Genomic DNA, 12,314 nt, shown 5'->3' on the forward strand with positions numbered 1-12,314 from the left:
TTCGTGGGTGTAGTTATTTTATTTAAAACGTTCTGTATTGTATTTGTTGAACGAAAGTGTTATTTTTAAAAATGGGATAGGTTTGAGCCTCCAGTTCGATGTCAATAGTAATAAATGATTGGAATCGCCTTTACTGTTTATGTCAAAAAGTTTACATGCTAAATGTGTGTGAAGTGCTTCCTATGTTAGTTGAGGGTAAAAGTACACAAGCTATAAGCGATGTGGAACTTTTCAAAATATATGATGATTGATTGAGGAGGATTGTTATATGAAAAGAATTGGAGTGTTGACAAGTGGTGGTGACTCTCCAGGAATGAATGCTGCTATTCGTGCAGTCGTTCGTAAAGGGATTTATCATAATTTAGAAGTTTATGGTATTTATTACGGATATGCTGGCTTAATGGCTGGTGATATTAAAAAAATGGAATTAGGATCTGTTGGTGATATTATCCACCGCGGTGGTACAATGCTTTACACTGCACGATCCGAAGAATTTAAGACAATTGAAGGGCAAAAGAAAGGCATTGAGCAACTTAAGAAATTCGGAATAGAAGGACTTGTTGTTATTGGTGGAGACGGATCTTTTCGCGGAGCTCAGAAGCTAACGGAGCATGGATTCCCAACAATTGGTGTACCGGGAACGATTGATAATGATATTCCTGGAACTGATTTTACCATTGGCTTTGATACTGCTTTAAATACTGTGATTGATGCGATTGATAAAATTCGTGATACGGCCACTTCACATGAACGTACATATGTAGTTGAAGTTATGGGACGCCATGCTGGAGACCTAGCGTTATGGTCAGGCTTAGCAGATGGTGCAGAGACGATTGTCATTCCAGAAGCAAATTATGAAATGAGTGATGTTATCGCTCGTTTAAAACGTGGACAAGATCGTGGTAAGAAACATAGTATTATTGTTGTAGCAGAAGGTGTAGGAAGTGGTTTTGAATTTGGTGAACGAATTAAAAAAGAGATGAATATAGAAACGCGTGTCACGGTGTTAGGTCATATTCAACGTGGAGGTTCTCCAACTGCAGCGGACCGTGTTTTAGCAAGTAGATTAGGAGCGAAAGCGGTTGATCATCTTCTAGAAGGAAAAGCTGGTATAACCGTTGGTATTGAAAATAACAAGCTCGTCTATTATGACATTAATGAAGCTCTATCACGTAAACATACAATTGATCTAGACATGTACACATTATCTAAAGAACTATCCATTTAAAATAAATCTAATTATGAACTAGAAACAGGAGGCAAATATGCGTAAAACCAAGATTGTTTGTACGATAGGACCTGTAAGTGAGACAGTAGAGAAGCTTGAACAATTAATTAATGCTGGTATGAATGTAGCTCGCCTAAACTTTTCACATGGTGATTTTGAAGAGCATGGTAATCGAATTAAGAATATTCGTGAGGCAGTGAAGCGTACTGGGAAGGAAGTAGCGATTTTACTTGATACGAAAGGTCCTGAAATTCGTACACAAACGCTTGAAGGTGGTGCGGCTGAGTTAGTAGCAGGTCAAGAATTAATTATTTCAATGTCTGAGGTTGTTGGAAACAAAGAGAAAATCTCTGTTACCTATCCTGGACTTGTTAATGATGTAGAGCCTGGCTCTAAGATTTTATTAGATGATGGTTTAATTGGCCTTGAAGTAAAGGAAGTACGTGAAAATGAACTTGTTACAGTTGTACTAAATGATGGTGTCTTGAAAAATAAAAAAGGTGTAAATGTTCCTAATGTAAGTGTGAACTTGCCAGGAATTACTGAAAAGGATATAGCCGATATCAAATTTGGAATTGAGCAAGGTGTCGATTTCGTTGCAGCTTCATTTGTACGTCGAGCATCTGACGTTCTTGAAATTCGTGAGTTATTGGATGGCAATGGTGGAAGCGATATTCATATTATCCCGAAAATTGAGAACCAGGAAGGTGTCGATAACATCGGTGAAATTCTTGAAGTTTCAGATGGCTTAATGGTTGCCCGTGGTGATTTAGGGGTAGAAATTCCAGCAGAAGATGTTCCACTAGTTCAAAAAGAACTGATTAAACGATGTAATGTAGCAGCGAAGCCTGTTATTACTGCGACACAAATGCTTGATTCTATGCAACGTAACCCACGCCCTACACGTGCGGAAGCAAGTGATGTCGCCAATGCGATTTTTGATGGCACGGATGCAATTATGCTTTCGGGTGAAACGGCTGCTGGTGATTATCCAGTTGAGTCAGTTGAAACAATGCACAATATAGCAACACGAACAGAAAAAGCGTTAAATTATGATGCGATTTTACGTAAGAAGACAAAAGAGGCTCAAACATCAATTACAAATGCAATTGGCCAATCGGTTGCACATACAGCTTCCAATCTGTCAGCAGCAGCCATTTTAACTGCAACAGAGAGTGGGCATACAGCTCGTGTTGTTTCGCGATATCGTCCTCTTTCTCCAATTATTGCTGTAACTAGTAATGAAAGAGTAATTCGTAAGTTGAATTTAGTATGGGGAGTTAAGCCTGTACTTGGGAAATCTGCTGCAACTACAGATGAAATGTTTGAATCAACAATTGATTTTGCAATGAATTCAGGAGAAATCAAGCAAGGAGATCTAGTTGTTATTACAGCGGGTGTGCCAATTAATGAACCGGGCACGACAAATATTATGAAGGTACATCTTATTGGAGAGGTTATTGCAAAAGGTCAAGGAATTGGTCGTCGCACAGCAGCTGGACGTGTTGTTATAGCCCGTAATGCTGAAGAAGCAAATGAAAAAACAAAAGAAAATTCTATCTTAATTACATTTAGTACAGATAAAGATATGATTCCAGCCTTCGAAAAAGCAGCAGCTGTTATTACTGAAGAAGGTGGGTTAACTTCCCATGCAGCGGTCGTAGGTCTCGATTTAAGTACGCCAGTTATCGTTGGTGTAGAAGGGGCACTTAGCATGTTTGAAGAAGGAGAAGAAATTACAGTTGATAGTGCTCGTGGGGATATTTACCGCGGACATACGTGTGTATTATAATTTAGTAAGAGCATAATCTGAGGAGGTGTGAAAGAGGGTTATATTCCCTTAGAACACCTCCTCTTCCATTTTAGTGCGAATAAGGTGTAAAATATTCGTATGCTATAAGGAAAGAGGGTAACCATTATGTTTCGAGTTCTACTTTTATTATTAATTGTAGTCCCTGCACTTGAAGTCGGGCTATTAATTTTGTCAGGTTATGCTTTAGGGATTTTGCCTACCGTTATATTAATTATTTCGACAGGTATATTAGGTGCTTGGCTTGCTAAAAAGAAGGCTTGCAAGCATTAAAAGTAGCACAGTTACAAATGCAACAAGGGCAGCTACCGAATAATGTCATGATGGATGGGTTATGTATATTAATCGGGGGAGTTGTTTTATTGACACCAGGTTTTATAACCGATCTATTTGGTTTCTGTTTGCTCATCCTAAAACGAGAGGGTATGTTAAAGCGTTTTTAACGAAAATCATTCATAAGATGATACAAAATGGGAATTTTATATTTATGATTAGAAGGTAGTGAGAATAAAAGTTGTAGCAAATTTCATAAACAAAATCTATAAAATGCATGAGTAGATCAAAGGGAAGTACAAACAAGAAGTGAGTCAAGTTACTCTATTTAGAGAAAAATTTGTAACGGGTGAGTGTGTGGGGAAGAAAGCTACTACGGTTTTCTTCATAAATAGTTTGAGCTAAAACGTTCACAAAATAGCAATTAATCGTTATAATGGAACATGTGAGTTATTTCTAGTACATATAAGTGCTTAAACATAATAGAATTGCTGGAAAATGTAAGCATTTACTAGTGTGTGGAGGCTAAGATAACAAGGAGAAAAGGAGAGGTTAACGTGAGTACTGCTCGTGGTCTAGAGGGTATTGTTGCAACGACGTCAAGTGTTAGTTCGATTATTGAAAGTGTCCTAGCGTACCAAGGATATGACATTGATGATTTAGCAGATAATGCTAGTTTTGAAGAGGTTATTTTCTTATTATGGAATGGTCATTTGCCTAACGGAGAGGAATTGCACCAACTACAAACAGATTTAAGCAACCATGCGTCAATTCCACAAGAACTGATTGCTCAAATGAAGTCATATCCAATAAACACTGTACATCCTATGGCGGCGTTACGTACAGCTATTTCAAGCTTATCACTATTTGATGAAGATGCGGATGTAATGGATGAGGAAGCAAATCGTTTAAAGGCGATTAAGATCCAAGCTAAGATTCCTACGATTGTGACAGCGTTTTCCCGAATTCGTGATGGTCTTGAGCCAGTAGCACCGCGTAAAGGGTTAGGATTTGCTGCTAATTTCCTTTATATGCTTACAGGTGAAGAACCTGATGATATTTCAATTAATGCGTTTAATAAGGCTTTAGTATTACATGCTGACCATGAGTTGAATGCGTCAACGTTCACTGCACGTGTTTGTGTAGCGACATTATCTGATATGTATTCAGGTATTACAGCTGCTATCGGTGCACTTAAAGGTCCTTTACATGGTGGTGCTAACGAAGCAGTTATGAATATGCTAAAAGATATTGGAACTCTCGAAAATGTTGAACCATATATCCGTAAAGCGTTAGATAATAAAGAAAAAATTATGGGATTTGGTCACCGAGTTTATAAAAATGGCGATCCGCGTGCTAAACATTTAAAAGAAATGTCAAAGCGTCTCACGGAAATTACCGGTGAAACGAAATGGTATGAAATGTCAACAAAGATTAATGAAATTGTGACAACTGAGAAAGGTTTACTGCCAAATGTAGACTTTTACTCGGCTAGCGTGTACCATAGTTTAGGGATACAGAGTGATTTGTTCACCCCGATTTTCGCCATAAGTCGTACGTCAGGTTGGACAGCACATATTTTAGAACAGTATAGTAATAATCGTTTGATCCGTCCTCGTGCGGAATATGTTGGTCCTGAAAAAAGGAAGTATGTCCCAATTGACCAACGCTCATAGTAACGTACAAAGAGGGGTATGTTCTTCTCTGTACATATATAATTTAGGATAGGCATGAAAGATAATTAGGAGGGAATTTATTTATGGCAAATGGAGAAGCAATTAAAGTGAACAACGGTGTACTTAATGTACCAAACAATCCAATTATCCCATTTATTGAAGGGGATGGAACTGGTCCTGATATTTGGGCTGCAGCATCTCGTGTTATTGATGCAGCGGTAGAAAAAGCATACAACGGAGAAAAGAAAATTGCATGGAAGGAAATTCTTGCTGGAGAAAAAGCATTTAATGAAACAGGCTCTTGGTTACCAGACGAAACGTTAGACGCAGTACGTGAATTTACGATTGCGATTAAAGGTCCTTTAACGACTCCTGTTGGCGGTGGTATTCGTTCTCTAAACGTAGCTTTACGACAAGAGTTAGATTTATATACATGCCTTCGTCCAGTTCGTTATTTCCAAGGCGTTCCTTCACCAGTTAAGCGCCCAGAAGATACAGATATGGTTATTTTCCGTGAAAACTCAGAAGATATCTATGCTGGTATTGAATTTCAAGAAGGTACTGAAGAAGCGAAAAAGGTAATTGAGTTTTTGCAAAATGAAATGGGTGCTACGAAGATTCGTTTCCCTGAAACGTCTGGTATTGGAATTAAGCCGGTTTCAAAAGAAGGTACTGAACGTCTCGTAAAAGCAGCAATTCAGTATGCGCTTGATGAAGGTCGTAAGAGTGTAACTCTAGTACACAAAGGTAATATTATGAAGTTTACTGAAGGTGCATTTAAGACGTGGGGATATGAAGTAGCTGAGCAACAATTCGGTGATAAAGTCTTCACATGGGCAAAATATGATGAGATTGCTGAGTCACAAGGTCGTGAAGCGGCAGATAAAGCACAAGCAGAAGCTGAAGCGGCTGGTAAAATTATTGTAAAAGATTCGATTGCTGATATCTTCTTACAACAAATTTTAACTCGTCCAAAAGAATTTGATGTTGTTGCTACAATGAACTTGAATGGTGACTATATTTCTGATGCCCTTGCTGCACAAGTAGGTGGAATTGGAATCGCACCAGGAGCGAACATCAACTATGATACAGGCCATGCAATTTTTGAAGCAACTCACGGTACTGCACCGAAATACGCTGGTTTAGATAAAGTAAATCCTTCATCTGTTCTTCTTTCTGGTGAATTAATGCTTCGTCACCTTGGTTGGAATGAAGCAGCTGATTTAATTATGGCTTCAATGGATAAAACAATTGCTAGCAAAGTAGTCACTTATGATTTTGCTCGTTTAATGGACGGAGCGACAGAAGTGTCTTGCTCTGGATTTGCAGATGCGTTAATTAAGAATCTTTAAATAGAACATCTATCTCCAAAGGTCGTTTACTGATCTTTGGAGATAGCTTTTTTATAAGATTTTCATCGAATATAATGAAAGGAAGTGACTGTTCATGGCGATTATGCGTAGGAGGATTTCAGTAATTGGTGCAGGCTTTACAGGTACGACTACAGCATTAATGTTAGCTCAAAAGGAATTGGGTGATGTTGTTTTAGTAGACATTCCACAAATGGAAAACTCTACAAAAGGGAAAGCGTTAGATATGCTCGAGTCAACCCCTGTCATTGGAACAGACGCAAAGATTATCGGAACGTCGGATTACGCCAATACGAGAGAATCGGATGTTGTTGTCATAACGGCAGGCATCGCCAGAAAGCCTGGAATGAGTCGTGATGATCTTGTCAGTACAAATGCAAACATCATGCAAGCAGTTACAAAGGAAATCGTAGCACACTCACCTAATTGTTATATCATTGTGCTAACCAATCCTGCAGATGCTATGACGTATACAGTCTTTAAACAATCAGGCTTTCCGAAAAATCGCGTAATCGGGCAATCTGGCGTATTAGATACAGCTCGCTTCCGGACATTTGTTGCTCAAGAATTGAACGTTTCTGTTGAAGATATAACTGGGTTTGTTCTAGGCGGGCATGGAGATGACATGGTACCACTTATTCGTTATTCATTTGCCGGTGGTGTACCACTTGAAAAGCTTCTTGATAAAGAACGATTAGATGCGATTGTAGAACGTACACGAAAAGGTGGTGGAGAAATCGTTAGCTTATTAGGTAATGGTAGTGCTTACTATGCTCCAGCTGCCTCGCTTGTACAAATGGTTGAAGCAATTTTAAAAGATAAAAAACGAATCATACCGACTATAGCTTATTTAGAAGGTGAGTATGGCTTTAGGGACATTTACTTAGGAGTGCCGACAATACTAGGTGGTGATGGTATTGAGAAGATCATTGAGCTTGATTTAACAGATGAAGAGCAGACTGCCTTAGAGAAATCTGCTACTTCGGTTCAAAACGTAATGGAAGCTTTGCAATAACAATAAATTGATGATGTCTTGATAGCTAGTTAAAGTGATACTTTGGCTAGTTTTTTTTGAAAGATTACCGATTAATATATAGAACCCATTCTTTCTAATAGTAAGGATGAACCGAACGTTATTGCATTTCGCTATAGTTAGATAGTAGAATAGTGGTTAAAGAGAAAGTGTTATATGGGATATAATAACCGTTACAATTTAGCTTTGTAGTTTGGAGGAGAAAGAATGAGCCAGCGTATTTTAGTAGTAGATGATGAGGAATCTATTGTAACTTTGTTGCAATTTAACTTAGAGCAAGCTGGATATGAGGTTGTGACGGCTAATGATGGTGCAGAAGCATTGCAAGTAGCCCAAGAAGAATCGTTTCATTTAATGATTTTGGATCTAATGTTACCAGAAGTGAATGGGCTTGATGTATGTAAGCAATTACGTGAGAATAAAGTGCACCTTCCTATTTTAATGCTCACTGCAAAGGACGATGAGTTTGATACGGTCTTAGGGTTGGAATTGGGTGCGGATGATTATATGACTAAGCCATTTAGTCCTCGTGAAGTAGTTGCAAGAGTAAGAGCTATTTTACGGCGATCTCAAACGAAAGTTGCTGAGGAAACGGAAAATAGTGAGGATTATTTGGTATGTGGTGATGTTAAGTTATACCCAGATAATTATGAAGTTTATTATAAAGAAAAGGCACTAGAGCTTACCCCGAAAGAATTTGAACTTTTATTATATTTATTTAATCATAAAGGGCGCGTATTAACTCGGGATCAATTATTAAATGCAGTATGGAATTATGAATTTGTTGGTGATACCCGGATTGTCGATGTTCATATTAGTCATTTACGTGAAAAAATAGAGCCTTCCACAAAGAAGCCAATTTATATAAAAACAATTCGTGGTTTAGGATACAAATTAGAGGAGCCACAGCTTGATGCATAAGCTCCGTTATAAGCTCGTATTTTCTGTGTTACTCGTTATTTTATTCGTTTTAGCATCATTGGCTTTTGTTATTGGTCAAATTTATGAAAATTATTATATGAATCATATTAAAGAACGAATTGAGAAAGAAGCACAGTTAGCAGCATACATGTTTGGCGATGAATCATTACATCAGGAGCGAGCTCAAGAATTAGCTGAAAAAATTGCTGACAAGCTAGAAGCTCGTGTTACGGTTATTCTTCCGAACGGAGATGTGATTGGAGATACTGCGACGAATCCAGGATTGATGGATAATCACCTTAACCGTCCAGAAATTCAAGATTTGATAGCAGGTAAGGAAGGGACTGAAATACGCTATAGTAATACGGTTCAAGATGAGTTGCTATATTATGCTGCAGAAATTATAAATACGGATGAAATAATCGGTTATATTAGACTAGGCTTATCGACTAATGATATTCATGATATGAGTCAGACAATATGGGGAATTATTCTCGTTTGTTTTACGATTGCTTTTGTAGTAATGGTTTATATTACGTATCGAATTGCTAATCAAATGATTAAGCCTGTTGAAAATGCAACAAATGTTGCTATCGAATTGGCAGAAGGAAATTATAAAGCACGAACCTATGAAAGTAAGCATGATGAAATCGGTTTATTAACGAAATCGATTAATGTTCTGGCATACAATTTGGAGCAATTAACTAGGCGACATCAAATGCAAAAGGAACGAATGGAAACGTTAATTGAAAATATGGGAAGCGGACTACTTTTAATCGGCATGAGGAGATATATCACTCATCAACCGAACGTGTGATGAAATTTTTGGCGAGCGTACAGATGTGTGGTTGAACGAGCTTTATCATGATGTTATTAAACATAAAGAATTGATCCGAGTTATTCAAACAATATTTATTACAGAACAACGTTATCGACAGCAAGTGAGCTTCCCTGTTATGTATGAAATGAGGCATTTTGATGTATATGGTGCACCAATCGTTAGTAATCAAGGACGGTTAAAAGGGATTGCTCTCGTATTACACGATATTACAGAGTTAAAGAAGCTTGAGCAAATCCGAAAAGACTTTGTTGCTAATGTATCTCATGAATTAAAAACACCGGTTACATCGATAAAGGGTTTTACAGAAACGCTACTAGATGGTGCAATGGAATCAAAGGAATTACGAGTGAAATTTTTAAATATTATTAATAAAGAAAGTGATCGCTTACAACGCCTAATATATGATTTACTTGAGCTCTCTCGAATTGAAAAGGATATTTTCCAATTACAGTGGCGAGATGTTGAATTAGCTAGCATAAGTGAGGACGTTGACCAGCTTCTTACTGAAAAAGCAAGTGAAAAAGAGATTAAGCTTGAATTCGACATTGATGATGACTGTAAATTTGAGGGAGATCCTGAACGAGTTAAACAGATTATGATTAACTTAGTGCATAACGCTATTACGTATACTTCAAATGCTGGAAAGGTGAAAGTTATAGCGACAAATCATGGTGATACAATTGATCTTACTGTTAGTGATACTGGTGTAGGAATTAGTGAAGAGGCATTGCCGCGGATTTTTGAACGCTTTTATCGTGTAGACCCAGCTAGAAGTAGACATTCAGGTGGTACTGGTTTGGGTTTAGCCATTGTAAAGCATTTAGTTGAAGCACATGAAGGTAAGATTAGTGTGGACAGTGAACTTGGAAAAGGAACGACATTTACAATTACATTTAACAGGCAGAGAGAAGAAGAATCTTAAAAGATTTCGGAAAGCTTTACAAAAAATTAACGTGTAGTTTATCGATTTTTTACGAATGGGGAGTATACTGTTACTTGAACGGTTAATTTCCTTTGCGGTTGCAAAGGATTATATCCCCATTAAGAACGAAAGCTTCCCAGTTGCTTTCGTTCTATTTTTTTGATTTTAAATATATTAGGAAAAGTATCTTACGTAGTGCTTACTTTCTATTAGCACTGAATCTATAGAATGGGGATAGTTTGTAAGAATTGAAACCTATGATGATAGTCATACGTAAATGAATGTAATGGGAACGATTTAGAGAAAGGATGGTTAGATGACGGTTAAACAATTAGTAGTTGGATTTGTGTCATTAATAGCTGCTGCAATATTAGTTTTGTTTTTAGTAACTGGCTGGTATATCGTTGATGAATCAGAACAAGCGGCTGTAATTACATTTGGAAAGGTCGAGGACACAGTTACGGAGCCAGGATTGAACTTTAAATTACCTTGGCCGATTCAAAAGGTTGAAATTTTATCTCGAGGTACGTTTAATCTTCAAGTAGGTTATGAGGAGGATAATGGTGAAGTCATTGAATTTACGAATGAAGCAAAAATGATTACAGGTGATGAAAATATTTTATTTGCTGATTTAGCTGTCCAATGGCGTATTACTGATCCTGAAAAATATTTGTTCAGTACACAAGATCCAGAAGATCTATTATACAACGCCACTTCTGCTTCGCTACGCGGAGTAATAGGGAGTTCAACCGTTGATGAAGCATTGACAGACCAGAGACCAGAAATCGAAGCAGAGGTATTTGATAATCTAGTCGAATTGCTTGAAATTTATGATATGGGAATTAGTATTCAAGATGTTAGGCTCCAAGATGTTGAATTACCGACTGAAGAAGTAAGACGGGCTTTTACAGAAGTAACGGATGCTCGTGAGGAACGCTTAACGAGAATTAATCAAGCAGAGCGTTACCGTAACCAGCAAGTGAATGAGGCTCAAGGGGAAATAGACGCAATCATTTCCCGTGCAGAAGGTTCAAAAAAAGAAAGAGTTGAAACGGCTCGTGGTGATGTTGCAAAGTTTAATGCCCTTTATAATGAATATTTAGTTAATCCTGAAGTGACAAGGCAACGTCTCATTTTAGAAACATTGGATGAAGTCTTGCCTGATACAGAAATATATATAATGGATGGAAATGATACGGTAAATTATTTACCAATTCGTCCTCTTGAACGTCAGCAACAGCAAGTGCAAGCGTCAGAAGGAGGTACAAATAATGAGTGATGAAAATATCGTCGATTTAAATGAAAAGAAACGCTCTGGAGAAGAGTGGCGTCGTTATTTGAAATTGGGTGCGGTATTAGTGATTTTAATTGCTGTCGTTACAACGATTATTAGTAATTTATTCATCGTCGGACAAGGGGAATATAAAGTTGTCCGCCAATTCGGAGAAGTCGTTCGTATTGAAGAGGAGCCTGGATTAAGTTATAAAATACCGTTTATTCAATCAGTAAGTTCGGTACCGAAGTATCAAATGATTTATGATATTCCTCCAGCTGAAATTAACACGCGCGATACAAAGCGAATGTTAACTGATCATTATGTTGTCTGGAAAGTAGATGACCCACAAGCAATGATTTCAACAGCTGTAACTTTAGAACGTGCTGAAGCCATTATGGGAGAGCAAATTTTTTCCGCTATTCGTGCAGAATTAGGTCAGCTTGATTTTGATGAAATTATTAACGAGGATAAATCCTCTCGTGGTAGCTTTAATGAACTCGTACGAGATCGAGTAAATGAGGCACTAGAACGTTCTGGTTATGGAATTAGCATTACTGATGTTCGCATGAAACGTACCGATTTACCTGTTGAAAATGAAGAAGCTGTTTACCGTCGCATGATTTCTGAGCGTGAATCTACGGCCCAAGAATATTTATCACAAGGGGAAGCAGAAGCCAATCGGATTGAATCAGATACGGATCGAGAAGTACAGGAAATGATTGCAACAGCTAACGCTGATGCCAATGAAATCATTGGTGAAGGTGAAGGTGAGGCAGCTAGTATTTATAACGAAGCGTTTGGACAGGATGAAGAATTCTATCAATTATATCGAACGCTAGAATCATATCAAACGACAATTAATGGAGAGACCGTTATAGTATTACCAGCAGATTCTCCATATGCTCGCTTGTTGCTTGGCTATATTGAGTAGGTTTACAGTAGGTTTGTGTTAAAAGGGAAATTT

At 37.8% G+C, this 12,314-nt stretch carries 10 protein-coding genes and 1 pseudogene; all 11 read left to right on the forward strand.

What is annotated here, in order from left to right:
* The first annotated feature begins 268 nt into the window (after window positions 1–268).
* Window positions 269–1,228: a 6-phosphofructokinase gene (gene pfkA, locus JCM19034_RS04980; protein WP_062047789.1), complete on the forward strand. Its 960-nt coding sequence runs from the start codon at window positions 269–271 to the stop codon at window positions 1,226–1,228.
* Between the two features lie 37 nt (window positions 1,229–1,265).
* The gene (gene pyk / locus JCM19034_RS04985) at window positions 1,266–3,020 is read left to right on the forward strand and encodes a pyruvate kinase (protein WP_062047792.1); all 1,755 of its coding nucleotides are present in this window, start codon (window positions 1,266–1,268) and stop codon (window positions 3,018–3,020) included.
* A gap of 126 nt (window positions 3,021–3,146) precedes the next feature.
* A pseudogene (locus JCM19034_RS04990) lies at window positions 3,147–3,481 on the forward strand (FxsA family protein).
* 387 nt (window positions 3,482–3,868) lie between these two features.
* On the forward strand, window positions 3,869–4,987 hold the full coding sequence (gene citZ, locus JCM19034_RS04995; protein WP_062047794.1) for a citrate synthase: 1,119 nt from the start codon (window positions 3,869–3,871) through the stop codon (window positions 4,985–4,987).
* An 83-nt stretch (window positions 4,988–5,070) separates the two neighbouring features.
* Window positions 5,071–6,339 (forward strand): NADP-dependent isocitrate dehydrogenase, encoded by a 1,269-nt coding sequence (icd, locus tag JCM19034_RS05000; RefSeq protein WP_062047796.1) that lies wholly within the window; start codon window positions 5,071–5,073, stop codon window positions 6,337–6,339.
* Window positions 6,340–6,433: 94 nt separating this feature from the next.
* Window positions 6,434–7,372 carry a malate dehydrogenase gene (mdh, locus tag JCM19034_RS05005; protein WP_062047798.1) on the forward strand — a complete coding sequence of 313 codons (939 nt, stop codon included), beginning with the start codon at window positions 6,434–6,436 and terminating at the stop codon, window positions 7,370–7,372.
* Window positions 7,373–7,597: 225 nt separating this feature from the next.
* On the forward strand, window positions 7,598–8,311 hold the full coding sequence (locus JCM19034_RS05010; protein WP_062047800.1) for a response regulator transcription factor: 714 nt from the start codon (window positions 7,598–7,600) through the stop codon (window positions 8,309–8,311).
* Window positions 8,304–9,128, forward strand: coding sequence for a HAMP domain-containing protein (locus JCM19034_RS22875; RefSeq protein ID WP_231686810.1), 825 nt, complete (start codon window positions 8,304–8,306; stop codon window positions 9,126–9,128). Before JCM19034_RS05010 ends, JCM19034_RS22875 begins: the two co-directional genes overlap by 8 nt.
* Before the next feature lie 25 nt (window positions 9,129–9,153).
* Window positions 9,154–10,074, forward strand: a complete 921-nt coding sequence (gene pnpS, locus JCM19034_RS22880; RefSeq protein ID WP_231686811.1) for a two-component system histidine kinase PnpS — start codon at window positions 9,154–9,156, stop codon at window positions 10,072–10,074.
* 316 nt (window positions 10,075–10,390) lie between these two features.
* Complete coding sequence (hflK, locus tag JCM19034_RS05020) at window positions 10,391–11,353, forward strand: FtsH protease activity modulator HflK (protein WP_062047802.1); 963 nt, start codon at window positions 10,391–10,393, stop codon at window positions 11,351–11,353.
* Entirely contained in the window at window positions 11,346–12,281 is a 936-nt protein-coding gene (hflC, locus tag JCM19034_RS05025; protein WP_062047804.1) for a protease modulator HflC, read from the forward strand. Before hflK ends, hflC begins: the two co-directional genes overlap by 8 nt.
* The last annotated feature ends 33 nt before the right edge of the window (window positions 12,282–12,314 follow it).

The sequence above is a fragment of the Bacillus sp. JCM 19034 genome (assembly GCF_001310635.1).
Taxonomy (GTDB): Bacteria; Bacillota; Bacilli; order Bacillales; family Bacillaceae_D; genus Halalkalibacter.

Coding starts and splice junctions, on each gene's coding strand:
- pfkA (WP_062047789.1), top strand. CDS start 269: ATGAAAAGAATTGGAGTGTTGACAAGTGGTGGTGACTCTCCAGGAATG.
- pyk (WP_062047792.1), top strand. CDS start 1,266: ATGCGTAAAACCAAGATTGTTTGTACGATAGGACCTGTAAGTGAGACA.
- icd (WP_062047796.1), top strand. CDS start 5,071: ATGGCAAATGGAGAAGCAATTAAAGTGAACAACGGTGTACTTAATGTA.
- mdh (WP_062047798.1), top strand. CDS start 6,434: ATGGCGATTATGCGTAGGAGGATTTCAGTAATTGGTGCAGGCTTTACA.
- JCM19034_RS05010 (WP_062047800.1), top strand. CDS start 7,598: ATGAGCCAGCGTATTTTAGTAGTAGATGATGAGGAATCTATTGTAACT.
- JCM19034_RS22875 (WP_231686810.1), top strand. CDS start 8,304: ATGCATAAGCTCCGTTATAAGCTCGTATTTTCTGTGTTACTCGTTATT.
- hflK (WP_062047802.1), top strand. CDS start 10,391: ATGACGGTTAAACAATTAGTAGTTGGATTTGTGTCATTAATAGCTGCT.
- hflC (WP_062047804.1), top strand. CDS start 11,346: ATGAGTGATGAAAATATCGTCGATTTAAATGAAAAGAAACGCTCTGGA.